General features: G+C 66.2%; 21 protein-coding genes. 10 read left to right on the top strand and 11 right to left on the bottom strand.

Annotated elements, in window-relative coordinates:
- Window positions 1–24: 24 nt before the first annotated feature.
- A complete protein-coding gene (gene glf / locus PQV94_RS04300; RefSeq protein WP_274287563.1) occupies window positions 25–1161 on the bottom strand; it encodes a UDP-galactopyranose mutase in 1137 nt (378 codons plus the stop codon).
- An 88-nt stretch (window positions 1162–1249) separates the two neighbouring features.
- Here glf and PQV94_RS04295 point away from each other — a divergent pair, with 88 nt between their 5' ends.
- The 3 genes from PQV94_RS04295 to PQV94_RS04285 are packed head-to-tail and all read left to right on the top strand — an operon-like array spanning window position 1250 to window position 4403.
- Complete coding sequence (locus tag PQV94_RS04295) at window positions 1250–2140, top strand: glycosyltransferase family 2 protein (protein ID WP_274287562.1); 891 nt, start codon at window positions 1250–1252, stop codon at window positions 2138–2140.
- 38 nt (window positions 2141–2178) lie between these two features.
- Window positions 2179–3315: an NAD-dependent epimerase/dehydratase family protein gene (locus PQV94_RS04290; protein WP_274287561.1), complete on the top strand. Its 1137-nt coding sequence runs from the start codon at window positions 2179–2181 to the stop codon at window positions 3313–3315.
- Window positions 3312–4403, top strand: a complete 1092-nt coding sequence (locus tag PQV94_RS04285) for an acyltransferase family protein (protein WP_274287560.1) — start codon at window positions 3312–3314, stop codon at window positions 4401–4403. Before PQV94_RS04290 ends, PQV94_RS04285 begins: the two co-directional genes overlap by 4 nt.
- Here the strand turns inward: PQV94_RS04285 and PQV94_RS04280 are convergent.
- Window positions 4373–5143: a glycosyltransferase gene (locus PQV94_RS04280; protein WP_274287559.1), complete on the bottom strand. Its 771-nt coding sequence runs from the start codon at window positions 5141–5143 to the stop codon at window positions 4373–4375. The two genes, PQV94_RS04285 and PQV94_RS04280, sit on opposite strands and share 31 nt — an antisense overlap.
- Before the next feature lie 32 nt (window positions 5144–5175).
- On the opposite strand from PQV94_RS04280, the gene PQV94_RS04275 reads away from it, so the two are divergent.
- Complete coding sequence (locus PQV94_RS04275; protein WP_274287558.1) at window positions 5176–6402, top strand: oligosaccharide flippase family protein; 1227 nt, start codon at window positions 5176–5178, stop codon at window positions 6400–6402.
- A gap of 3 nt (window positions 6403–6405) precedes the next feature.
- Here the strand turns inward: PQV94_RS04275 and PQV94_RS04270 are convergent, their stop codons facing one another.
- From PQV94_RS04270 to PQV94_RS04255, 4 genes are read right to left on the bottom strand one after another with little or no spacing between them, the layout of a single operon-like run.
- Complete coding sequence (locus PQV94_RS04270; RefSeq protein ID WP_274287557.1) at window positions 6406–7338, bottom strand: glycosyltransferase; 933 nt, start codon at window positions 7336–7338, stop codon at window positions 6406–6408.
- Window positions 7335–7736: a DUF2304 domain-containing protein gene (locus tag PQV94_RS04265; protein WP_274287556.1), complete on the bottom strand. Its 402-nt coding sequence runs from the start codon at window positions 7734–7736 to the stop codon at window positions 7335–7337. The genes PQV94_RS04270 and PQV94_RS04265 overlap by 4 nt, the downstream gene beginning before the upstream one ends.
- Window positions 7733–8479 (bottom strand): glycosyltransferase family 2 protein, encoded by a 747-nt coding sequence (locus PQV94_RS04260; protein WP_274287555.1) that lies wholly within the window; start codon window positions 8477–8479, stop codon window positions 7733–7735. Before PQV94_RS04260 ends, PQV94_RS04265 begins: the two co-directional genes overlap by 4 nt.
- A 22-nt stretch (window positions 8480–8501) precedes the next feature.
- Window positions 8502–10445 (bottom strand): DUF6541 family protein, encoded by a 1944-nt coding sequence (locus tag PQV94_RS04255; RefSeq protein ID WP_274287554.1) that lies wholly within the window; start codon window positions 10443–10445, stop codon window positions 8502–8504.
- Window positions 10446–10553: 108 nt separating this feature from the next.
- On the opposite strand from PQV94_RS04255, the gene rfbA reads away from it, so the two are divergent.
- The 5 genes from rfbA (at window position 10554) to PQV94_RS04230 (ending at window position 16054) form a co-directional block, all read left to right on the top strand.
- Complete coding sequence (gene rfbA, locus PQV94_RS04250) at window positions 10554–11423, top strand: glucose-1-phosphate thymidylyltransferase RfbA (protein WP_274287553.1); 870 nt, start codon at window positions 10554–10556, stop codon at window positions 11421–11423.
- On the top strand, window positions 11423–12421 hold the full coding sequence (gene rfbB, locus PQV94_RS04245; protein ID WP_274287552.1) for a dTDP-glucose 4,6-dehydratase: 999 nt from the start codon (window positions 11423–11425) through the stop codon (window positions 12419–12421). Before rfbA ends, rfbB begins: the two co-directional genes overlap by 1 nt.
- Window positions 12422–12426: 5 nt before the next feature.
- Window positions 12427–13836: a bifunctional dTDP-4-dehydrorhamnose 3,5-epimerase family protein/NAD(P)-dependent oxidoreductase gene (locus PQV94_RS04240; protein ID WP_274287551.1), complete on the top strand. Its 1410-nt coding sequence runs from the start codon at window positions 12427–12429 to the stop codon at window positions 13834–13836.
- A 72-nt stretch (window positions 13837–13908) separates the two neighbouring features.
- Window positions 13909–14820 (top strand): ABC transporter permease, encoded by a 912-nt coding sequence (locus tag PQV94_RS04235; protein WP_274287550.1) that lies wholly within the window; start codon window positions 13909–13911, stop codon window positions 14818–14820.
- Between the two features lie 4 nt (window positions 14821–14824).
- Window positions 14825–16054: an ABC transporter ATP-binding protein gene (locus tag PQV94_RS04230; RefSeq protein WP_274287549.1), complete on the top strand. Its 1230-nt coding sequence runs from the start codon at window positions 14825–14827 to the stop codon at window positions 16052–16054.
- A 50-nt stretch (window positions 16055–16104) separates the two neighbouring features.
- Here the strand turns inward: PQV94_RS04230 and PQV94_RS04225 are convergent, their stop codons facing one another.
- From PQV94_RS04225 to PQV94_RS04205, 5 genes are all read right to left on the bottom strand, one after another.
- Window positions 16105–16968: an NAD-dependent epimerase/dehydratase family protein gene (locus PQV94_RS04225; protein WP_274287548.1), complete on the bottom strand. Its 864-nt coding sequence runs from the start codon at window positions 16966–16968 to the stop codon at window positions 16105–16107.
- A gap of 102 nt (window positions 16969–17070) precedes the next feature.
- On the bottom strand, window positions 17071–18198 hold the full coding sequence (locus PQV94_RS04220) for a glycosyltransferase family 2 protein (RefSeq protein WP_274287547.1): 1128 nt from the start codon (window positions 18196–18198) through the stop codon (window positions 17071–17073).
- The gene (locus PQV94_RS04215) at window positions 18195–18503 is read right to left on the bottom strand and encodes a hypothetical protein (RefSeq protein ID WP_274287546.1); all 309 of its coding nucleotides are present in this window, start codon (window positions 18501–18503) and stop codon (window positions 18195–18197) included. The genes PQV94_RS04220 and PQV94_RS04215 overlap by 4 nt, the downstream gene beginning before the upstream one ends.
- Before the next feature lie 190 nt (window positions 18504–18693).
- Window positions 18694–21369 carry an LGFP repeat-containing protein gene (locus tag PQV94_RS04210; RefSeq protein WP_274287545.1) on the bottom strand — a complete coding sequence of 892 codons (2676 nt, stop codon included), beginning with the start codon at window positions 21367–21369 and terminating at the stop codon, window positions 18694–18696.
- Window positions 21370–21374: 5 nt separating this feature from the next.
- Window positions 21375–21929, bottom strand: a complete 555-nt coding sequence (locus PQV94_RS04205; RefSeq protein WP_274287544.1) for a hypothetical protein — start codon at window positions 21927–21929, stop codon at window positions 21375–21377.
- Window positions 21930–22083: 154 nt separating this feature from the next.
- On the opposite strand from PQV94_RS04205, the gene PQV94_RS04200 reads away from it, so the two are divergent.
- Window positions 22084–23859, top strand: a complete 1776-nt coding sequence (locus tag PQV94_RS04200; protein ID WP_274287543.1) for a hypothetical protein — start codon at window positions 22084–22086, stop codon at window positions 23857–23859.
- Window positions 23860–23975: the final 116 nt, after the last annotated feature.

Here is a 23975-nt window from a genome sequence, read left to right as displayed (position 1 = left end):
AGTCTACGAACGGGCGACGCGCGCTCAGGCGAGCGTGTTGTTCCACATGGAAAGCGCCGAGCCGATGGCCATGTGCATGTCGAGGTACTGATAGGTGCCGAGACGCCCGCCGAAGTGCACATCGCGTTCCCCCTTGGCGAGCTCGCGGTAGGCCAGCAGTCCCGCGCGATCCTGCGGGGTGTTCACCGGGTAGTACGGTTCGTCCTCGCGCTCAGCGAACCGGGAGAACTCGCGGACGATGACGGTGCGGTCCTTCGGGTAGCGTTCGGCGCGTTCGGGGTGGAAGTGCTTGAACTCGTGGATCCGGGTGTAAGGGACGTCGGCATCCGCATAGTTCATGACGCTGGTGCCCTGGAAGTCGGCGATGTCGAGCACTTCCTGCTCGAAGTCCAGCGTCCGCCACGACAGGGCCCCCTCGGCGTCGTCGAAGTAGCGGTCGATCGGGCCCGTGTACACGATCGGCACCTGGCCGACGACGGCGCGCTTGTGGAGCGGCTGTGACTCGTCGAAGAAGTCGCAACTGAGCTTGACCTCGATGTTCGGGTGGTCGGCCATGCGCTCGAGCCACGCCGTGTACCCGTCGACGGGCAGCCCCTCCCACGTGTCGTTGAAGTAGCGGTTGTCGTAGGTGTAACGCACCGGAAGGCGCGAGATCACCTCGGCGGGCAGGTTGCGCGGGTCGGTCTGCCACTGCTTGGCCGTGTAGTCGCGGATGAACGCCTCGTAGAGGGGGCGCCCGATGAGGCCGATCGCGCGCTCCTCGAGGTTCTGCGCCTTCTTCGGGTCGAACTCCCCCGCCAGCTCCTGCACGAGCACACGCGCCTCATCCGGACTGTAGGCGGCCTGGAAGAACTGATTGATCGTTCCGAGGTTGATCGGCAGCGGGTACACGACGCCCTTGTGCGTCGTGTAGACGCGGTGCACGTAGTTCGTGAAAGCCGTGAAGCGGTTCACGTACTCCCACACCGTCGCGTTCGAGGTGTGGAAGAGGTGTGCGCCGTACTTGTGCACCTCGATGCCCGTGGTCGCCTCGTCCTCGGTGTACGCGTTGCCGCCGATGTGGTGACGGCGCTCGATCACGGTGACCTTCCGGCCCGCTGCGGCGGCGCGCTCGGCGATCGTGAGGCCGAAGAAGCCGGAGCCGACGATGAGGAGATCCATGGGGTCACCGGTTTCTGGGCGGGCGCTGCGCGCGGCGGAGGACGGGTTCTCCATCCTATCCGGGGTCGTTGCGTAGGCTGAGGGCGCCATGACGCTCGACATCTTCGTCCCCTACTGGGGGGATCCCGCCCTGCTGAAGCAGACGGTCGCATCCGTCCTCGCGCAACGCGATCCGCGTTGGCACCTCACCGTCATCGACGACTGCTACCCGGACGCCTCGGTCGCCGAGTGGTTCGCACAGATCACGGACGAGCGCGTCCGGTATCTGCGCAACGACACGAACCTCGGGATCACCGAGAACTACCGCGAGGCGGTGCGTCTCGCGACCGACCCCTACATGATGCTGCTGGGTTCCGATGATCTCCTGCATCCCGACTATGTCGGTCTCATCGCGCGCACGGTCCGCGCCGTGCCGGATGCGGATGTCATCCAGCCCGGCGTCGACGTCATCGACGAGGACGGCGCACTCGTGAAGCCGTTGGCGGATCGTGTGAAGCAGCGCCTGCTCGCCCCGCGACGGGGCGAAGGAGTCGCGGTGCTGCGGGGCGAAGCGATGGCGACCAGCCTCATCCGCGGCGACTGGCTGTACTGGCCGTCGTTGACCTTCCGCACCGCGGCCCTGAAGGAGACGGACTTCCGCGAAGGCCTGCCGATCATCCAGGACCTCGCCCTGCTGATGGATCTCGCTTTCGCCGGAGGAACTCTCGCCTACACCCCGACAGTGGCCTTCTCCTACCGTCGGCATGGCGACTCGGCGTCCCAGCGGACGATCCTCGACGGCACCCGCTTCCGCGACGAACGCACGTACTACCGACAGGCTCACGATCTGGCCGCCGCCAGAGGCTGGGAACGCACCGCGCGCGCTGCGCGGCTGCGGACGATTTCGCGTCTGCACGCGGTGACCGAGCTTCCCGGTGTGATCCGGAGCGTTTCGCCCTCCGGGATAAGATCGACGCTGTCTCATGTGTTTTCGCTGTGACTCCAGCCCGTTCCTATCGACCGTCTCCGGGAGCACCGATGTCTGAACACGTCCTCATCACCGGGGGTGCGGGCTTCATCGGATCGCGTCTGGCGGCGCGACTGGCGAAAGCCGGCCACGAGGTCAGCGTTCTCGATGCATTGATCCCGCAGGTCCACGGCGACGATCCCGACACGACGTCACCGATGCTGCGGTCGCTCGACGGAATCGCGACGGTCATCCGCGGCAGCGTCACCTCCGAGTCCGATCTGCGCCGGGCCCTCGCGCCGGCGACCGTCGTGGTCCACCTCGCCGCGGAGACCGGCACAGGTCAGTCGATGTACGAGATCGACCGATACTGCGAGACCAACGTCGGCGGCACCGCGAAGCTGCTCGACATCCTCGCCAACGACCGGCACTCGACGCGCCGCATCGTGATCGCCTCGTCCCGCTCCATCTACGGGGAGGGGTCGTATCGCACGGCGGACGGACGCATCGTCCATCCGCCACACCGCGCCGACCGTGACATGGCGCGTGGGGACTTCGACGTGCATCTGCCCGGTGAGGACACCCTCGAGCTCGTCCCGACGGCGGAAGACGCGAAGCTCCATCCGTCTTCGGTCTACGGCATCACCAAACAGACGCAGGAGGCACTCGTGATGACGGTGGCCCCGACGATCGGCGTCGAACCCGTCTCGTTGCGTTATCAGAATGTGTACGGTCCCGGTCAATCCCTGAAGAACCCGTACACCGGCATCCTCTCGATCTTCTCCACCCTCATCCGTCAGGGAAAGGAGATCAACGTCTTCGAGGACGGCCAGGAATCCCGGGATTTCGTCTACGTCGACGACGTGGTGGAGGCGACGTACCTCGCAGCGACAGACCCTCGTGCTGCCGGCGAGACCTTCAACGTCGGCTCGGGCGTCGCCACGACCGTGAACGACGTGATCGAGACCCTCTTCGCGGCTTTCGGCACCCGCGTCCCCACGCGCCTGTCCGGCAACTATCGCTTGGGTGACATCCGCCACAACGTCGCGGACACCTCACACATCTCGCAGACCCTCGGGTTCAGCCCGCTGACGTCCTTCACGGAGGGTGTGGGACGCTTCGTGGATTGGGTTCGCAGCGAGCCCATCGACGGCGACGGTTACCAACGATCGCTCGACGAGATGTCGGCGCGGAGTCTCTTGAAGTGAGCGCCGCAACGACCGGCGCGTTCCCCTACCGCCATAACTCCCTCAACCTGTTCCGGCTCCTGCTCGCGGCGCTCGTTCTGGTGGCCCACGCCTACTACATCGCGGGCGTCGGCAGCGGCCCGAGCTTCAACGGCGAGAACTTGGGCGGCTGGGCTGTCGCCGGGTTCTTCGTCATCAGCGGATTCCTGATCACTCGGAGCCGCTTCCGCACTCGCGCCGGCGATTATCTTCTGCACCGCGTCGCGCGCATCTTCCCTGCCTACATCGTCTGCCTGCTCGTCATCGCCGTGCTCTTCGCGCCACTGGCTCTGATGATCAAACAGGGAAACCTCGGGGGCCTGCTCTCGACAGCACCCAACCCTCTCGAGTACGTGTGGAGCAACATCACGCTCTACATCCGCGTGTACGGGATCGGCACCACGCTCAGCGGTGCGCCGTATCCGGATGTGTGGAACGGCTCGCTGTGGACGCTCTACTTCGAGTTCCTCTGCTACATCATCACCTGGCTCCTCGGAGCACTGGCGATCTACCGCAGGTCGATCGTGGCCGTCAGCGCGGTATGGGTGGGCAGTGTCGTCGTGCGTGCGATCACCGTGCTGTGGACGACGGGAGGTCTGGACAACGACTTCTTCCAGTTCGCGCGACTCTTCTCGTTCTTCGCCGCTGGCGCGCTCGCGTTCATGATCATCGACCGCTGGGGGCTCAATCGCTGGATCGGTCTGGCGAGCATCCCGCTGGCCGCCGTCTGCATCGTCTTCGTGCCGGATATCGGCGGCCAGCTCGGCGCGCCGCTGCTCGCCTACGCCTTGCTGTACCTGTCCACCGTGATCCCGCAACCGGGGTGGATCGCACGCAACGACGTGTCATACGGGTTCTACATCTACGCCTGGCCGGTACAACAACTCACGTTCCTCGCCGGGGGGATGAAACTCGGCTTCTGGCCGTATGTCGCTGTGACCGTCGTGATCACGTTCGCCTTCGCGTGGGCGAGCTGGGTTCTCGTGGAGCGCCCTGCCATGGCGCGCGTGCGACCCCGCGCCGTTCGTGCGGGAGACATTCAGGCGCCGACCGCACCCCCACCCGCCTGAACGGCGCGCCGACGCCGGGCCTCGCGCCACAGCCGCAGCATGAGCAGGCGCGAGCCCAGCGCCGCACGCACGCCACGAGGCGAGGAGGTCGACGCGTTGGACTCGTGCACCCGTCGGCGCACCGTGACGCGGTCGACATGCGCGAGACGGCGCTGCACGTTGGCCGCCGTCGCGATCCACAGGTCATGCGACTCGCGAAGCCCCTCGGGGAAAGGGAGCAGATAGTCGAGCGCGGAGTGCCGTAGGGCCATGGCGCACCCGTAGTACGGCGCCACTCCGGCGAAGATCGCCAGCTGGCGTCCGGTCGGAGAGCCGGCACGCGAGAGAACCCAGGGCTTGCCTGTCAGCGGGGAGGTCAGCGGTGCACCGCTGTCGAGGAGCTCCAGATTGGATGCGACGACGTCGGCGTCATCGAGTGCCGCGACGAGCAGGTCGCGACGACCGGGAACCCATTCGTCGTCCTGGTCGGACAGCATGAGCACGTCACCCCGCGCCTCCGCGAGCGCTCGCGCGAAGCTCGCCACGTAGCCGGCGTTGCGCTCCTGAGCGATCACGCGGATGCGGTCGTCCTCGAGGCCGCGGACGATCTGCACGGTGTCGTCGCTGCTCGCGTCGTCGACCACGACCACCTCGTCGTCGGGTCCCAGCTCGGCGAGGATGGATCGGAGCTGATGCGCGACGTACGCGGCTCCGTTGTAGGTCGCCATGCAAACACTCACGGTGGCCATGTCGACGCTCATCTCTCGTTCCATCCGCGAATAGACTGCTGACGATGCGGTCCTTCATTCTCCGCCTCGCGGGATTCGCGGGCGCACCGATCATCTCGGCGCTCGCACCCTTCATCATACTTCCGGTGATCTCGCGGTTCGTCGGAGACAGCGGTTGGGCGAACGTCAACTCCGGGCAGGCCATCGGCATGCTCGCGATGGTGGGGGTGCTCTTCGGCTGGAGCGTCATCGGGCCGGTGCGGGTGGCACGCGCGACCGATGCGCACGAGAGGGCGGTCATCCTCGCGGAGAGCCTTCGCTCCCGCGCGTGGACGGCGCTTCTCGTCGTTCCGCTCGCCGGCGTGGTGACGTACTTCGTCTGTTCCCCCGACTACCGCACCGAGTCCGTCATGATCGCGGTGGCGATGGCGCTCGGCGGGTTCACTCCGGCATGGTTCTGCATCGGCGAGGGCAACCCGCGGGCGCTGATGCTCTTCGACGGTGTCCCCAAGCTCACAGCCTCCGCGCTCTCGCTGCCGTTCCTGCTCCTGACCGGTCAGGTGTTCTGGTATCCGGTCCTTCTCGTTCTGCTCACCGTTCCGGCTTTCGCCATCCATGCACGTCTGGTGCGCACCGGCCACGACCCGGCGGGCGTCCCCGCGCGACCGACCCGACAGGTGCTGAGCTCGCTCGTGCCGACGGCCGCCATCGACGCCGCGGGAAACGTCTACGGCTCCACAGGTATCCCCATCGCCACGGTCGGTCTCTCCGCCTCGGCGGCGAGTTCCTTCGCTTCGACCGACCGCGTCTACCGCATCGGACTGCTGGCGGTCATCGCCGTGGGCAATGCCTTCCAAGCCTGGGTACTCGATCCTCGCGCCGAGGACCGTGCGCGCCGCCACCTGATCGCCTTCGCCGCGCTCGGCGGCCTCGGCGCCGTCGGCGGCGCAGCGATCGCTGTTCTCGGCCCCTGGGCCACCGGGCTGGTGTTCGGGGCAGCGGTGGCCGCCGCCCCGCTGCCGTGCCTCCTCTTCGGCGCAGCCTTCTTCTTCATCTCCTGCGGCACGCCTCTGATCCGGAACCTGCTGATCCCCGCGGGGCGCTTCCGACTCGTGTTCGCCGCCACGGTCTGCTCCGCGATCACGGGTGTGGCCACGATGCTGATCGGGGCGGCTCAGGGATCGGTTGTCGGGGTCGCCCTTGGCGTCGCCGTCGCCGAGGCGGTCTCCGTGATGATCCTGATCACGCCGGCATGGCGCCAGTTCCGCCGAGAGGCGCACGTCGCGCCCTGAACGTCACGCGTCGGGGGCGCTCCAGGTGATCTGCGCTGCCACCGGCCGCAGCTCGGACGGCATCGGCCCTCCTCGCCCCCGTCCCCCGTCGCGCCAGCCGCGCCGGTACAGCGCGAGAAGTGCGCGACGCGGACGAGCGAGCATCAACGCGTTGACAAAGTGGATGATCTCCAGCGCCGTGTCGCGCAGAACCCACCCCGGGGCGGTGCGCAGGTACAGCTTGTTGACCACCCGGCGGTTTCGCACCCGGTAGTAGTACCGGAACGGAGCGCTGAGGGTGACCACATCCGGGATGCCCGGAATCCGGACCCGTCGACCGAACAGCTCCCGGGCGTACTGCCGCCCGAGCGCGTGCCCCAGGGCCAGTCCCGGCGCTGCGACGCCGACGAGTCCGGCCGCCGCGCAACGCAGCTCGAACTCGGTGTCCACGAGGTCGATGAACAGGTCTTCACGCAGTATCCCCACCTGCTCCCACGTCGTCCGCGGCACGAGCATCCCTGACTGGATCGAGTGGCGAGTGCGAAGCACTCCCCCCTCGCGACTATGCACCTGGCTTACGCCCGCGAAGCGCTCCGGCACGGCGAAGGCGACCCGAACGCCGGAACTCTCCGCCGAGGCGATCACGTCACGCAGGGCCTCGACGAAGCCCGGAGAGATGGTCGAATCCTGGTCGAAGGTGAGCACGGCGGATGCGCCCGCATCCAGAGCGTGCCGGATGCCACGATTCAGCGCCGCGCCGATCCCGCGGTTCTCATCCGAGCGCAGCACACGCGCGCCGACCGACTCCGCCTGTGCCCAGAGCGGCTCCCAGCCGGGACCGCTGCCGTCATCGACCACGACGACCTGCTGCGCCACCTCGGCGACCGCCGCGCGAACCGCATCCACGAGGTCGGGATCAGGACGGAATGCCGAGAAGACGATCCAGGTCTGCGTCACGACGACGTATCCGGCGTCGGGTCGCCGTCATCGCGTGCTCGTGCCTCGAGCGACTCGATCCGCGCGGCGAGGGCGGTCAACTCGGCTCGGCTGATGGCGGCCTCCTCGGCGAGTCGACGGATCTCCTCCTCCGCCTGGGAAAGCTCCCACGACAGATGCAGCGCGACACCGAGCAGCAAGACGATCGCCAGGGCGAACATCAGGTTCGCGGGCAGCTGGACACCCAGCGCGGCCGTGAGCCACAGCAGGAGCTGGGGGAAGATCCCCAGGACCAGCACGACCACGCCGATCACGAGCCAGAGGACCGCGTACTTCTCGCGCAGTCGCCGTGTGAGCAGGAGCCACATCACGACGACGATGATCAGCAGAGCGAGGGCGATGGCGGCGAAGACGATCATGAGGGCGCCCCCTGCAGCTCGCTGGGATGGATGGCCCGGGAGCCGCGGAGCAGAGCCAGCCCGAGGGCGAAAACGGAACGCAGCAGGTACACGGTCGAGCCGATCGGGCCCTGGCTCGGCCGGCCGTGAGCCCTGGGGCGCATTGCGACCGGAACCTGTGTCACCTTCAGCCCGGCGTGCACGGCCGCGACCAGGGAGTCCAGGGTGTCGCCGAGGTACTCCGCGGGGTAGTAGCTCACGTACTGGTCGATCGCTCTGCCGTTGGCCGCCCGGAACCCGCTCGTGACGTCGGTGAGTCGCGTACCAGCGGCTCGGGAGACCACCCTGGCGAGGAACACCATCGCCCATCGCCGCGGTCCGCGCACCTCGTAGTCGCCGACGTCCGCGAAGCGCGCGCCGATCGCGATGTCAGCGCCCTGAAGCCCAGCCAGCACCCGTGCGATGTCAGCGGGGTTGTGCTGGCCATCCGCGTCGACCTGGATCGCCTGCGTGTACCCGTGGCGCTGGGCGTAGGTGAATCCTGTCTTCATCGCGCCGCCGACGCCGAGGTTGAACGGCAGGTTGAGCACCGTCGCGCCCGCAGCACGAGCCACGGCGACCGTGTCGTCCGTCGAGCCGTCGTCGATGACGACGACATCGTAGTTCGGCGAGGCCGACCTGATCTCGCTCACGGTGGTGCCGACGCTTCTTTCTTCGTTCCACGCGGGAACGATCACCAGAACACGCGCACCCGAAGAACCCATCACCGCCATTCTAGAGGCCGCCTCATCCGGCCAGCGAGCATCCGGTCAGCTCGTACAGACGGGCATCGCCTTGCTCGTCGATGAGCGTGAGCTGCGACGAGTCGCCGAGGCCCGAATATCCCTCGATCGGCCCGTGGACGCCCGCCGTCCCGAAATCGAGGACGTAGCGCACGTCGTCTTCGTTGGCGGCTCGGCACGCGGCGGCGTCGAAGCGCCCCTCGCGCAGCGCCGCAACGATCCGTGTGCGCGCGTCGTCCATCTCGACGAGCGCGTGCGGCAGAAGCACACGACGATCGGCCAGTGCATAGGCCAGCGCAGCTCCGGCGAATGGATCGCCTGCCACCACCGCCGACTCGGGCACCTCCTCGTCGAGGCGGGTGAGGAGCGCATACTCGTCGCTCGAGACGAGAGCGGACTCCGCCGTCATCCGATACGTCGACGATGCCCACTCGACGGCGCGCGGGACGGCCCCGATCTGAGCCACAGCCACGAGAGCCACGGCGGCGGCCACACCAGCGGCGATCGCCCCGCCGCGCGGGACTCGCTGCCTCGTGTCTGCGGGGATCCGGGCGCGGAGCCACGTCCATGTCCGCGCCGCGCCATAGGCGGCGAGCGGCAACAACGCCACGACGAAGATCGCTGCCAGTCGAGGTGCGTTGTTGTACCAGCTGCCGGTGAACGCATCACGCAGATTGGGGATGGGCAGCGCGACGACGACGACGTAGAGCCACGCCCCGATCACATACATGGCCAGCATGAGCCAGGCTTCCCTGGTGCGGTCTATCAGCGTCCAGACGATACCCAAGATGACGAGGACGGCGGCGGCATACGCCGGAACCTGGTACCACATCGAGCCGGCGAGGGCGGTGAGGACCGCGTCGCCCATCGATTGAGACAGCGGCCATCCCCGCGCTCCCAAGGGCGGGCGCAGCACCTTGAGGAGCAGGACGCCCGCGACCAGGTACGACAGGAACCCGGCGATCGTCAGCGCGCGGCGACGCCAGCCGCGTCGACGCAGTGCCCGCACCACCACGGCGCAGACCATCGGCGCGGACAGTGCTAGAAGCGCGACGAACGCGCCGGGATGTGCGAGTGTCATCCCTCCGATCGCGCCGGCGAAGACAAGTATCCACCACCCGGCGTCCAAATGTGGGGAATCCTTGGCGACGCCGAGCATGCCGACCCCCACCGCCAGAGCGAACGGAAGCAGGGCCAGCCCGTACATCAGCGGGTACAGCACGCCGTAGTCCAGCAGCAGGATCGGAAAGGCCGGGACGCCCGCGGCGACCGCGCCCGCCGCGATCGCTACGGCCGGCCGAGCCCCGGCGAGGGTACGTGCAAGCAGCACCGCGCCGACGGGCCAGATACCGGCAGACACGACGATGATCATCGCGTTCGTGGCGACCGGGATCGTGACGCCGGTTAACTGGACGATCAGAGCGACGACGCCGTGCCACGCCGCTGGATAGAACGCGAGACTTCCGCTCGGGCTCGTCATGAAGCCCAGGTGCAACGACGAGGCGTTGGCGGTGTCGAGCACATAGCGCACGCCGTTGAGGTGGAAAATGTTGTCGAAGGTCTGTGAGAAGCTCCCGGGCGCGCCGAGGATCTCCACGCAGCGCCAGACGAGAACGGCCGCGGGGAGCGCGAGCGCGATGAGAACCCATATGTCGAACCGGCGCGGGGGCACGGGCGTACGAGGCCGACGCCTGCCGACGACGACTCGGATTGCGGCCGAGACACCGCCGATCAGCACGGCGACAATCGCCACCGGCAGAAGCGACCAGCCCAGGCCCAACCATGGCGCGACGACGGCTGCACCCGCCGTTATCGTGGCGAAAAACGCCGGCGCGGCAGCGAGGAGCCAGAGCCCCCGCAGTCCCACCGCCCACGCCACCGCCCCGCCGATGACGGCAGTGATGGCGAGGAGGACGCCGACGGCGCCTATGAGGTCTAGCCAGGTCACAGGTACTCCACTCGCGGCGCGACACGGTCGCGTCCAGGATAACGAGGCCGACGGCCGCTCTTGCTGGGAGCCCGCAGACCCGCGAAGGCTCATGGCAGGATAGACCGCGTGAAGGGCATCATTTTGGCCGGGGGCTCCGGCACGCGTCTGCACCCGATCACGCTCGGCGTCTCCAAGCAGCTGATCCCGGTGTACGACAAGCCGATGGTCTATTACCCGTTGTCGACGTTGATGCTCGCGGGCATCCGGGACATCTTGATCGTGACGACTCCGCACGATGCGCCGTTCTTCGAGCGGCTGTTGGGTGACGGTTCTCAGTTCGGCGTGTCGATCACGTTCGCGGTGCAGCCCGCTCCTGACGGGTTGGCGCAGGCGTTCACGATCGGCGCCGATTTCATCGGCTCCGACAAGGTGGCTCTCGTCCTCGGCGACAACCTGTTGTACGGGCCGGGCCTCGGCACGCAACTTAAGCGTTACACCGACGTCGACGGCGGAGCCGTGTTCGCGTATTGGGTCGCAGAGCCCCGCGCATACGGTGTCGTGGAGTTCGACGCCGACGGCAAGGCCGTGTCGCTGGAGGAGAAGCCGTCCGAGCCGAAGAGCAACTACGCGGTTCCCGGTCTGTACTTCTATGACAACGACGTGGTCGAGATCGCGCGCTCGCTGCGGCCCTCTCCTCGTGGAGAGTACGAGATCACCGACGTGAATCGCGAGTATCTCGAACGCGGCAAGCTGCAGGTCGAGGTTCTCCCGCGCGGCACCGCGTGGCTCGACACGGGAACGTTCGACCAGATGACCGACGCCGCCGACTACGTGCGCACGATGGAACGTCGCACCGGGCTGCGCATCGGAGTGCCCGAAGAGGTCGCGTGGCGTCAGGGATTCCTCAACGACGACGAGCTCCGCTCGCGCGCCGAGAAGCTCGTGAAGTCCGGCTACGGAACCTATCTGCTCGAAACCCTGGAAAGGGGACGTTGATGTCCAAGCTCCTCGTCACCGGTGGCGCCGGGTTTATCGGGTCCAACTTCGTGCACCATGTGGTGGGGAACACCGATCACGAGGTGATCGTGCTCGACAAGATGACCTATGCGGGTAACGAGGCGTCGCTGGCGGGTCTTCCCGCGGACCGGGTGCGTCTGGTGGTCGGTGATATCGCTGATGCGACCCTGGTGGACGAGTTGTTCTCGCAGGTGGACGCGGTGGTGCATTACGCGGCCGAGTCGCACAACGACAACAGCCTGCACGATCCGCGTCCGTTCCTGGACACGAACATCATCGGCACCTACACACTGCTCGAAGCCGCCCGCAAACACGACAAGCGCTTCCACCACATCTCCACCGACGAGGTCTACGGCGACCTCGAACTCGACGACCCCGCACGCTTCACCGAGAACACCCCCTACAACCCGTCATCCCCCTACTCCTCCACCAAAGCCGGCTCGGATCTGCTGGTGCGGGCATGGGTGCGTTCGTTCGGGGTGCGCGCCACGATCAGCAACTGCTCCAACAACTACGGCCCCTACCAGCACGTCGAGAAGTTCATCCCCCGCCAGATCACCAACGTGATCCGCGGTATCCGCCCCAAGCTGTACGGGGCGGGCGAGAACGTGCGCGACTGGATCCACGCCGACGACCACTCCTCCGCCGTGCTCACCATCCTCGAACGGGGCGTCATCGGCGAGACCTACCTCATCGGCGCCGACGGGGAGAAGAACAACAAGGACGTCGTCGAACTCATCCTCGAGACCATGGGCCAGCCCCGCGACGCCTACGACCACGTCACCGACCGCGCCGGACACGACCTGCGCTACGCGATCGACTCCACCAAACTCCGCACCGAACTCGGCTGGATGCCCGCCTACAGCGACTTCGAAACCGGTCTCGCCAACACCATCGACTGGTACCGCAACAACGAAACCTGGTGGGCACCCACCAAAGACCGCGTCGAAGCCTTCTACGCCAGCAAAGGACAGTAGCCCCGATGTCGATTGAGTTCGGCAAGCCGTTGTCGGTGCGTGAGACCCCCATCCCGGGTCTCATCCTGCTGGATCTGCCCGTGCACGGCGACGCCCGCGGCTGGTTCAAGGAGAACTGGCAACGAGAGAAGATGACCTCCGCAGTCGTCGGCCTGCCGGACTTCGGCCCCGTGCAGAACAACATCTCCTTCAACGATGCGGTCGGCACCACCCGCGGCATCCACGCCGAACCGTGGGACAAGTTCGTCTCCGTCGCCACCGGGCGGATCTTCGGCGCGTGGGTCGATCTGCGCGAAGGCCCCACCTTCGGCGCCGTCTACACCGCCGAACTCGACCCGTCGACGGCGATCTTCGTGCCCCGCGGGGTCGGCAACTCCTACCAGACCCTCGAGCCCGACACCGCGTACACCTACCTCGTCAACGACCACTGGTCGCCCACCGCGACATACACCTTCCTCAACCTCGCCGACGAGACCGCCGCGATCGACTGGCCCATCCCCCTCGACCAGGTGGAGATCAGCGCGAAGGACCGGGATCACCCGCGTCTTGCAGACGTCACCCCCATGCCACCCAAGAAGACCCTCATCCTCGGCGCGAACGGCCAGGTCGGACGCGCGCTGCGCCACGTGTTCGGCGATCAGCCGTCGATGGAATACGCCACCCGCGCAGACCTCGACCTGACCTCTCCGGAACTGCACTCGGCACGCCGGTGGCGGGACTACGACACCATCATCAACGCCGCGGCATACACCGACGTCGATGGCGCAGAGACACCCGCTGGACGTGTCGACGCCTGGGCGACGAATGTCACTGCGGTGGCGGCTCTGGCTCAGGTCTCGGTCGCTAACGGGATCACCCTGGTTCACATATCGAGCGATTACGTCTTCGATGGAAGCAAAGACAGCGAGTACACCAGCAGCGACGCGGTATCACCCCTCGGCGTGTACGGGCAGACCAAGGCGGCGGGCGACGCGGTCGTTTCGGTCGTCCCCCGCCACTACATCCTCCGTACGAGCTGGGTCGTCGGCGACGGCAAGAATTTCGTTCGCACCATGGCCGCGCTCGCGGAGCGTGGTGTCGACCCCGAGGTGGTTGACGATCAGACGGGCAGACTCACGCTGGCCTCCGACATCGCCCTGACCATACGCCGACTCCTGCATTCGCGTGCGCCGTTCGGCATCTACAACGTGACGAGCATCGGCGACCCGGCTACCTGGTACGACGTCGCGCGTGAGGTCTTTCGCCTCACCGGACACGACCCCGACCGGGTGAAGCCCGTGAGCACGCACGGCTATTACGCCGCTTCCTCCGGGCCGGCGTTGATTCGGCCTCGCAACAGCGTCCTCGCCACATCGGAACTGGATGCCACCTGGCAGCAGCGCCTTGCGGACTACCTCGCTCAGCAGCGCTCCTAGCCCGAATGAGCGGGCTCGGCGGAGCCGTCGGCGCCCGCGAGTCTCCGAGCAACCCCCTGTAAGATCATGGCGATGTCACGTGCAAATGAACAGGCCGCGCTGCGGATGGAGCGGCTTGCGGCGACGCCGCTGAAGCCGGTCGGAGCGGTGAGCGGTCGGGGAGCATGGTGGGGAGCTGTCCGCGCTATCTTCTCCCACCGGGAGATGCTGAACCTCCTCGTCCGGAGAGACCTGAAGGCACGATACAAGGACTCGGCACTCGGATTCTTCTGGTCGCTGATTCGTCCTCTGATCCTGCTCGCCGTCTATTTCATCGTGATGGGACAGTTCCTCGGTGCCGCGCGGAACATCCCCGACTTCGCCGTGTATGTCTTCGCGGGATTGTCGGCTGTCGGCCTGTTCACAGAGATCGTCGTCGGCGGCACAGGATCGGTACTCACCAACGCGGGTTTGGTCAAGAAGGTCTACCTACCGCGCGAGGTGTTCCCCCTTTCGAGCGTCGGATCTGCGCTCTTCAACTTCGGCATCCAGCTTGTCGTATTGATCGCTGCGACCTTCATCGTGGTGAAGCCTCCGTTGCATGCACAACTCGCGTACGCGGTTCCGGCTGTCGCGCTGATCGTCGTCTACGGCACCGCACTCGCCCTCCTGTTCAGCGCCGTCAACGTCTACTTGCGCGATGTGCAGTACCTCGTCGAGGTCGTGACGATGCTCCTCTTCTGGGCAAGCCCGATCGTGTACTCATGGCAGATGGCGAAGACGCTCATCCCTTCACCTGTGGTGCTCGAGATCTACACCAACAATCCACTCACCCTCGCGGTACTGGGCTTCCAGCGAGCGTTCTGGGTGGCCGGCGATACCGCCGAGTGGCCGGGCGAACTCTTGCTCCGCATGGCAATAGCTCTGCTTGTCGGCATGGTCCTCCTCCTCGTGTGCCATCGCACCTTCATCCGCCTGCAGGGCAACTTCGCCCAGGAGCTGTAACCCGATGCCTACTCTCCCCTCCCTTCTTCCGGACGACGACGCACGCCCGGAGGTCGCGCGCATCCGTGACGTCTCGAAGAAGTTCACGATCCGCAAGGACTCTTCGATCAAGGAACGTGTCGTTACGCTCGGCCGCGCCGGGCGTCGTCACAAGAAGGAGTTCTGGGCGCTACGAAACGTCGACCTCGACATCTACGCCGGCGAGACGATCGGGCTGATCGGTCACAACGGGTCGGGCAAGAGCACCCTCCTCAAGATCATCGGCGGCATCCTGGATCCGACGTCGGGCACGGTGGAGGAACGCGGTCGTCTCGCGGCGCTCCTCGAACTCGGCGCAGGGTTTCATCCGGACCTCACCGGCCGCGAGAACGTCTTCCTCAACGCCTCCGTTCTGGGTCTCAGCCGAGAAGAGACCGAAGCTCAGTTCGACGACATCGTTGCGTTCGCCTCGATCGGCGACTTCATCGACACTCAAGTCAAGTTCTACTCGTCGGGCATGTACGTCCGACTAGCGTTCGCCGTGGCCGTCCACACGGATCCCGACGTTCTCCTGGTCGACGAGGTCCTCGCCGTCGGCGATGAGGCGTTCCAGCGCAAGTGCATGGATCGTATCCGGGAGTTCCAGCAACAGGGCCGGACCATCATCCTCGTCACCCACTCTCTCGACCAGGTCGTCGAACTGTGCGGGCGTTGCGTTCTCCTGCACCAAGGAGAAGTTCTCTTCGATGGAAAGCCGTCGACCGCCGTCGCACGTTTCCGTGACCTGCTCGAGGAACGCCGTATCGCGGAGCGAGTCGCCGCCGCACCAGGGGCGCTGAAGCATCAGAGCTCCGTCACGAGCGTAACCGCACGTGTGGTGGGCAAGGACGAAGCGGCACCCCTTCATCCCGATGACGACCTGGAGCTTCGTCTCACCGTCGCCTCTACCGGATTAGAGACATGGGGATGCCGAGTACAGATCGACGACACGATGGGCCAGAAGATGTTCGTCACCGGTACGGACTGGCTGGACACTCCGGTGCCGCCGCTCTCTGGTGAAGGGGAAGTCGTCTTCGTCCTCAAAAAGCCCGCGTTGGGAGGAGGAAAGTACTTCGTCAACGCGACGCTCATCGACGGCGAGGGGAACGACGTGCATAACATCATGCAAGCGACGTCGTTCAACGTCGAGTTCGATCCTCGCGCCGCCGGCTACCTGCGCATCGAGGTCGAAGGCAGTGCTTCAGCCTCGCGCTGAGCAGAACGTTCAGGTGTCCGTCGACACTGCCGTCCGCGGGAGCGTTCGGCCTACCCCGTCCCGTGAACGCGGGAGCCCGCGACCAGGGCGCGGATCTCTGACGCATCGCCCCAGATACCCGGAGAATCGTAGGGACGATCGGGGAAGGCCCCGTACTGCAGGGTGATGCCGAGATCGTTCTCGATGATGAATCGCTCCACACGATTCGCGAGCGACTCGGGCTCGCCGGAGGACACGTTCAGGACGCCGCAGACCCCATCGGTCGTTGCCGCCACAGCGATCTGCAGCCCCAGGTCAGCGACATCGATGAAGTCATAGAGCGTACGTCCAGTGGTGAACGGGAAAAGCGTCTCCCCGCGATCGGCGGCATCGAGAAGCTTGGCGAAGATCGAACTATTGCGGCGGTCATCGCCGAGGATGTAGTACGCCCGGAGCCATACGAACTCAGCTCTATCGCCGATGGACAGCATCGCGGAGCGCCGGAGAGCGTCTTTGGCAATGCCGTACAACGTCACGGGATTCGTGGGGGTGGTCGCAGTCACGGCCCCTTCCCAGTAGCCGATCTCGTGCATCGATCCGAGCGCCGCAATCCGCCCGACCCCGGACTCGACGAGCGTGTTGAGGAAGCGGTAATGGGCCGATAGACGCGCCATGTGCGACGGTGCGTTGTGGACGAAGCCGTCCTCCCACGCGAGGTGGATCACGGCTTTGATGTGATCCGGGTCCGCGACCGAGGCGACGTCGAATCCGGGGTCGAGCACATCGGCCACAACGACGTGCGACGCGTCATCGAAGTCTCCCTCGCGACGGCGACGCACAACAGCGATCGGTTGGTAACCCAGCTGCGTAACGGCCGCCGTCACGTGCCGGCCCACATATCCACCGGCTCCGGTGATCACGACGAGATTCTTCACGATGAACTAACTCCTATCCCCACTGCGCACGGCACCGATGACGATGAGGGCCGTGGTCGCCACCCAAGGGTATGCGCGGAGCCGCATGCGGTCACCGCAGCCTCACAGCCCGGCCGGATACCCGAACTGCGCGGCACCCTCCCACGTGGCGGCGGGAATGTTCGTATAAACCGGAGCTTCTCCTGCGAAGTACGCGGAGACGGCCGCCACTGTGCGCCCGGTGTCGGTGTCGATCTCGGTGGTGAAACCGGACCAGTGGGCGGTGCACATCTCGTCGGTCTGCGACCTGATCACGACCTGCACCAGCGACGGGTCGATGTCCTCCCAGTCGCGTGAGCCGTCGAGGAGGACATACCCGTTGTGAGCCGCGGCCCGGCGGATGATTGCGGAGACAGCCTCAGGCTTGACGTCGTCGAGGACTCCCGAACGAAGGAACCCATCGACGTCCCAGCGGAACATAGGCGAGCGGTGTTCGACGATGTGCTGATTCGTCCAATCCGCGATGTCCGTTCGTGAGACGAGTCCGGCCGCAAGCGTGGATCCACGCCCCGCGTGGAAGACATAGGAGCCCTTCACCAGCAGGTGCCGGAATCCCGCATTCGAAGCTCGAGCCGACCAGTCCGACTCCTCGCCGTAGCCGCGCCCGAAGACGGGATCCATCAGGCCGACCGCAGGAAGCACAGCAACGGGGACCATCATCGCGAAGGAGATTCCCGCCGGGATGTCGATGATCTCGGGGCCGAATCGCTGCTCGAGCGCAGCACCGATAAGATCCGCCACGGGCTGCGTCTCAAGATAGAGCTCCGCGCCGCACGGCAACGAGTACGGCTCAACGTTGGTGGACCAGGCCGTGGCCGACGCCGCTTGCGGGTAGCTCCTCAGTGCATCCAGGAGAAGCCGGACCGAGTTCTCGGAGTAGATCACGTCCGAGTTGGAAATCACGACATAGTCGTATCCGAGACTCTGCGCGGTCGCCAGCCCGAGGTTCACATTGCGAGGAATACCGAGGTTTCGAGGGCTTCGGTAGTAGATCGCTCCTACCTCGCGGGCGAGTTCAGCGAGATGTTCACTGAACCCGGGCTCGGGGCTCGCATCGTCGAGCACGAGTACGTCGAGAACGAAACCCTCGTGATCGAGTCGACTGATGGACTCCATCGTGCGACGAGCGAATTCCCGCCCATTGTAGAACGTGACCGCGAGAAGGACCCGCGGTTCGGGCGCCGGGCTCACCGACCCAGCATCCGCTTCGCCTGCCGACCGATCACATAGAGCGAGTGGTTCTTGCGGAAGAGGTGCTCCATCTTCCGCCGCGGGTCGAGAAGACGCTTTAGCTGCACGACCTCGTACTCGAGTTCGGCGACGCGTTGCTCATGCTCGAGAAGCTGCCGAGTGAGCGTGATCACCCGCGCGTTCGCCACCTCGGCGTCTTTCAATGCCCGTTCCAGCGAAACGGCCTCCACAGCTGCCGGCGATAGAACCTGATCGTCGCTCACTCGGGGATACCTCTCGTCGTCGTTCGCCGCGCTCAGTGCCACACTCGTCGTCTCATCGCTCTCGACGGACGCCCCTCACTCGAGGGCTCCGACGGAACTCGCCTGAGCCGTGAAAACGTTCGTCTCCCCGATCGAAATCCGCAGATCCGAGAGTGATTGAACGTGACATGCATCGTCAAAAAAGGGTAGCACCCCCGCATCGGAGACATCGCTGCCGTCACCACCGGCACCCTCAGGATCCAGAGTTGATGTTGCCGAACTGAAAGTCCTGGGTGGTGATGGCGCCCACGGTCCGAGACGCCGCGGTGGGCAGACCATAACGCCCGGACGGCCCGCCCTCCGCCTGCCAACGCCCGTAAATCGGCTCAGCGACCACGACCGCACCCGTGGCGGGAGACCAGAGGATGGAACCGTGATCGAACTTCGCCTCACACCACCGACCGTTGCACGAGGTGGGACCTAGGACGCGTCCGAGAGCACCACCGGGACCGCCGGCCGCCATCCAAAGGTCGCGATACTGCCCGTACAGGGGCACCACGCCGTTGGAGGGTGAGCCCGAGAGCACGCCTCCCTCGAAGTTCTGCCAGCAGGTCACGGACGAGCAGGTCGGCGCCGCGGTCGGCGCCCCGAGCGGACCACTGCCAGAGCCTTGCGCTTGCCACGGCTGCAGGAACCACCCCGAAACGGAGACCATGCCCGACGCCGGGGCCCAGACGAGGGTTCCGTTCTGGAACGGCTGCGCGCAGTTGCGCCCGTTGCAGGAGTCGTCCGCGAGAGGAAGGCCGAGCGTACCGGCGCCTCCGCCGCCCGCCTGCCAGACGGTGAGGTACTGCCCGTAGACGACGACGAGACCGTTCGACGGCGATCCGACCAGGGTGCCGCCTTCGAAAGGCTGCGAGCACGTGATGGCGGTACAGGTCGCTGCGGCGGTCGGCGCGCCCAGGACGCCAGATCCTGCTCCTCGCGCCTGCCAAGCCTGTAGGAAGGGGTTTCCGACGGTGACCATGCCGTAGGTGGGCGTCCACACCAGCGCACCGCGCTGGAACATCTGAGAGCAGTTTCGACCGTTGCAGGAGTCGCCTGAAAGGGGCAGGCCCAGCGCACCGGTGGCCCCTCCCGCTGCGGTCCACACATCCCGATACTGGCCGTTGACGGCGACGACGCCGTTCGACGGCGAGCCGACGAGCGTTCCTCGCTCGAACGCCTGCGAACAGGTCACCGCCGAGCACTTCGCGTTCGCGGTAGGCAGGCCGAGACCGCTCTGTTCGAATCCCAGCGCCCGCCACGAGTCGAGGAAGCCGCCCGTCGTGACGATCGCTCCACGGGACGGGATGACATCGATCCGAGCGCGTTCGAACAGTTGGTAGCAGGTTGCGGACGTCGCGCAGGAAGCCGGTGCCAGAGGCGCGCCGAGCGCACTCACGCCGCCCGCAGCGAGGTAAGGCTGCGCGAGCAAGGTCGGGATCGCCTGAGCATTCGCGCCAGACGCGACGATGATTCCGCCGCCGAACTGCTGGGTGCATCCCGCGCTTACGCAGACCGCGTCTGCGGCGGGGTAACCCAACGCACCCCCCGACATACCCGACGCACTCCACGCCGCGAACACACCACCCACGACGGCCGTCGCCGGCCCCCCGGAGAAGAAGGCACCTCGTGCGAACGTCTGCGCGCATTGGCCGGTGCTCGTGCAGACCTCGGGGCCACGCGCACCTCCGAGCGACACTCCACCGGCCGCAAGCCACGTGTACTGGATGTGAAGCCCGACGAGCGATCCGCCCACACCGTCTGCGGAGATGACGCCGCCGTCGAAGGACTGCGCGCAGGTCCCATCCGAAACGCACACGGGGACGCCGGTCGGCAATCCCGGCTTACCATCGATGAACCCGAGATTGCGCCACATCGCCTCGACGACACTTGGGACTCCGAAGACTCCCCTCCCGGGGAACCAGAAAATCGTGCCTCCGGTGAAGGACTGCTGGCAGTAACGACTGTTGATGCAGACCACCGTGCCCGTCGGCGAGCCGAGCACGCCAGACGAACCCCCGAGCGAGTTCCAGACGGTGGCGTACTCCCCTGTCACCTGACCGACGGTCGGGTCGCCGAACCAGTCCGTGTAGAGACGCCAGAAGTTCCGGTTTCCATAGGCGGAGCAGAAGTCACCTGTTCCGTACAGATTGGCGAGCGCAGCGTCGTTCGGGGTGTACGGCGTGTAGATGTACAAGGCTCGGGTGGCGTCGTTCTGGATGAAGACCCGCTTGGTCCCGCAGACGCCGGAGCGGTCAGGAGGATTCGCCTGATAAAGGATGTTGTTCCAGCCGCGCTGGTACCCGAACCAGTTGGGATTCTTAATGTAGACCTGCATCTGCCGGGCGGCACCGTAGACCTGATAGAAGAACCCCGCGAATGCGGGATCGCACGGGGCACCGTCAGGGCAACCCTGGCCGAGAGCAGCTGAGTACTGGCGGGCGCTCGGCGTCGGTTCGGTGATGAGCCCCTGCTCCTTCTGGAGCATCACGAGAATGACGCGCGGGCTGATGCCGCACGCTTTGGATACGGCCGCGATCAACTGCGCCGCGCTCATCTGCCCGCCAGGGAAGCTACTGCAGTAGGCGTCCGCAGCGCGGGCAGGGGTCGCCTGCGAGTAGTCCTTCAAACAGGGAACGCCGTTCGCCGGTCGGCAGGTAGCGAGTTTGGCGTTCAGGAAGCTCTGGATGTCGCCGGCGCTCATCGCCCCCGCGTCGAAGAAGTTCGCGTCCGAGATGAGGTAACCCGGTTGGAAGTCGGAAGCATCCGCCGCCGAGGCCGAGGGCGGTTGGCTCGGAGCGACGACCGTGACCAGCCCCGCGATGACCGAGGCCAGGACGACGAACACCGCCAGGAAGCGCCGCTCCCGCGTGCGTCGGGTCATCGACCTCACGATCGATGCACCGCGACAGGATCAGATGAACCGGTCGATGCCTCGGATGCGAAACTCAGCACGAGGCTCCAGTCACCCGACCCTGCGGCGATCCGGATGATGCCGCAGTTCAGCGCTGCCGGCGTCGCGTGCGCGGCGGCCTGCGCCTCGAGAACGCGTCCGTCGGCAGCGGTGGCCGTCAGCGTGCACGTCCCCTCAGAACCGGTGGCGCCGGTGACCAGCCCGGAGGCGAAAACGCCTCGGTCATCGGCACCGGAGTTGGCGATCGTGACGGTGATGGTCGGAGCAGACGCCGACGGAGCAGGCGAGTCGGAGGCCGTCGGGCCCGGGGTGGGCTCATCCGTCGCCTCCGTCGCGGGGGTCTCGCTCGGCGTCTCCGTGACGGTCGGCGACGACGACGTGAGCGGCGCGGCGCCGGCACCTGTGCGCGGGGTGGCGCACGCACTCAGAGGAACGGCGACGATCGCGATTGCCGCCGCGAAGACGGAGAGCCGCCTCCACAACGTGTGCCGACTCGTCGTCTTGGACTTCCCTCGTTCACGGCGCGCCATGCCACCAGTATGAGCGAAAGGCAGCGCGTGCGTCCGTAGCCTCGCCGCGTGAACCGCCGACCCTCACTCGCTGCGCTCACTCGGCGGGCTGTCCTCACATTTGTCCACGGAAACGTCGGGATAGGATCTTGCGGGTGCGAGGAGGTTCTGCGGCGTGATCGCTCGTCTATTGGTGAACGACCGGACGCGGTGGGAGTTGCTCTACGGCGCCCTGCTGATCGCGGTGGTCACGGTGCTCATCGCAGGCGGATCGTTCTTCCACCGCGACGATTTCGTCTACGCCGAGTTCTTCCAGCTCAACGCGTTGACGCCCGAGGTCTTCCTCCGCTCGTGGTTCGGCCATTTCGTGCCTGGCTACATCGCCTTCCTCACCGCGTTCCTGTCCGTGTTCGGGCTGTCTTGGCCCGCGGCACTCGCCTTCACCGCCGCGATCAATGTGGGCGCGTTCGTCGCCATCACACGCGCGCTCGACGCGGTGGTCGGCAAGGCCCGTTTCAACGTGATCGCCGGCCTCGCCTTCAGCCTGTCGATCGGTCCCCTGGCTTCGAGGCTCTGGTGGGCGGCAACGCTCACCAATATGCTCGCCCTCGCGCTGGGCCTGGCGGTCCTCGGCTGCGCCACGCGCTGGGTGATCCACCGCCGCGCCGTGCATCTCGTCGCCGCGCTCGCCCTCTACGTTGTCGCCTTGGCGATGAGCGAGAAGAACCTCTTGTTCTCCCTGCACATCGCCATGTGGTGCGCACTCGTCATCTGGCGCGGGCGACCGCTGGCGGAACGTGCCCGAGAGGTCTTGCGCACGTGGCCCCTCTGGGCGGGTCTGCTGGTGATTTCTCTCGTCGAGGTCGTCGTCTTCATGACCGGCGGTTACATCGAGGAGTCCGGAACATCACCGTCCCTCTCCGTGTCGCTCGCGTTCATCGTCGACAGCGTCGCGGGCGGGTTGATCCCGTCGGTCTTCGGACTGGACATGGAGAAGGTCGTCTCTTCTCTCCTGGATCCGCGGATCGTGGTGGCGGCGGCGGTGTTCATCGCGTTCATCATTTGGACCATCGTTCGTGTGCGATCAAACATGGGAGTCTGGGCGTTCGCTCTCATCGGCACCCTCGCGAACGTGGTTGCCGTCTCTCGCCGCGCGGACGTGCTCGGCATCACAGGCGGACGGAACCTGCGTTACCTGTTGGAGAGCACCGCTCTGCTGTGGCTGGCGGTCGGCGTGGTGGTCGTGGTGACTCTGCGTGCGGGGATGCCGAGCGTCGAGACCGCAACGGCCCGACGTAACCGCCTCGCGAGCATCGGCGTCGCAGCTGTCGGCATCCTGGTGTTCGCCCTGTCGACGGCGTCGTGGTCGCAGAGCCTCGCGCACGCGATCGAACGAAACGAGGGCCGCGAAGCACGCGCGTGGGCCGAGGCGCTCCGCGAGAGCCTGCCACAGCCGCCACCTCCGCTCATCGACTCGCCGTTGCCCCAGTCCTTCGGCCTCCCCCCGCTCCACCCCTACGACATGGTGGCGGCCGCCCTGCCGAGCCTGGGCTGGAAAGATGTCCGCACGACGACATCGCTCGAGGGAGCCTGGGTTGTCGGGCCCGATGGTTCCGCGGGCCCCGCGACTATCGCGAACCCTCACGTCGCGCTCTCGGAAAGCGAGTGCAGCGATGGAAGCACCAACATCGCCGTGCCTCGAGCTCAGAGCGACGGGCGTTCGTTCGTCATTCTGGACTTCTCCCGCGCCACCGGCAGCACGGTTGCCTTCCTGTTCGACGATGGTTGGACGACGATCGAGCGCCCGGAGCAGTCCGGGACGGTCGCCGTGTACATTCCGGGTCCCATCGACGGCGACCTGCAGATCAGCACCCAGGGCAATGCGATGTGTGTCGATTCCGTGATCGTCGGCGACATCGTCCCCTCTCCGACTCCGCGCGAAGGGGACTGACGATCAGCACGCGAGACCTCTCCGAGACATCGGTAGGGCGAAGCGCCGAGTTCCCCCAGTTTCCCAGCGCAGGCGGACGGTGTCTCGCAGACCGCGACAGTACACTGGTGGGGAAG

The organism is Microbacterium sp. Clip185 (assembly GCF_028743715.1).
GTDB lineage: Bacteria > Actinomycetota > Actinomycetes > Actinomycetales > Microbacteriaceae > Microbacterium.
This window is presented reverse-complemented; position numbering and strand designations above follow the sequence as displayed.

Bases quoted from the DNA above. Each gene is read 5' to 3' on its own strand.
- glf (WP_274287563.1), bottom strand. From the start codon at position 1,161: ATGGATCTCCTCATCGTCGGCTCCGGCTTCTTCGGCCTCACGATCGCC.
- PQV94_RS04295 (WP_274287562.1), top strand. From the start codon at position 1,250: ATGACGCTCGACATCTTCGTCCCCTACTGGGGGGATCCCGCCCTGCTG.
- PQV94_RS04290 (WP_274287561.1), top strand. From the start codon at position 2,179: ATGTCTGAACACGTCCTCATCACCGGGGGTGCGGGCTTCATCGGATCG.
- PQV94_RS04280 (WP_274287559.1), bottom strand. From the start codon at position 5,143: ATGAGCGTCGACATGGCCACCGTGAGTGTTTGCATGGCGACCTACAAC.
- PQV94_RS04275 (WP_274287558.1), top strand. From the start codon at position 5,176: ATGCGGTCCTTCATTCTCCGCCTCGCGGGATTCGCGGGCGCACCGATC.
- PQV94_RS04265 (WP_274287556.1), bottom strand. From the start codon at position 7,736: ATGATCGTCTTCGCCGCCATCGCCCTCGCTCTGCTGATCATCGTCGTC.
- PQV94_RS04260 (WP_274287555.1), bottom strand. From the start codon at position 8,479: ATGGGTTCTTCGGGTGCGCGTGTTCTGGTGATCGTTCCCGCGTGGAAC.
- rfbB (WP_274287552.1), top strand. From the start codon at position 11,423: ATGTCCAAGCTCCTCGTCACCGGTGGCGCCGGGTTTATCGGGTCCAAC.
- PQV94_RS04240 (WP_274287551.1), top strand. From the start codon at position 12,427: ATGTCGATTGAGTTCGGCAAGCCGTTGTCGGTGCGTGAGACCCCCATC.
- PQV94_RS04235 (WP_274287550.1), top strand. From the start codon at position 13,909: ATGTCACGTGCAAATGAACAGGCCGCGCTGCGGATGGAGCGGCTTGCG.
- PQV94_RS04230 (WP_274287549.1), top strand. From the start codon at position 14,825: ATGCCTACTCTCCCCTCCCTTCTTCCGGACGACGACGCACGCCCGGAG.
- PQV94_RS04210 (WP_274287545.1), bottom strand. From the start codon at position 21,369: ATGACCCGACGCACGCGGGAGCGGCGCTTCCTGGCGGTGTTCGTCGTC.
- PQV94_RS04205 (WP_274287544.1), bottom strand. From the start codon at position 21,929: ATGGCGCGCCGTGAACGAGGGAAGTCCAAGACGACGAGTCGGCACACG.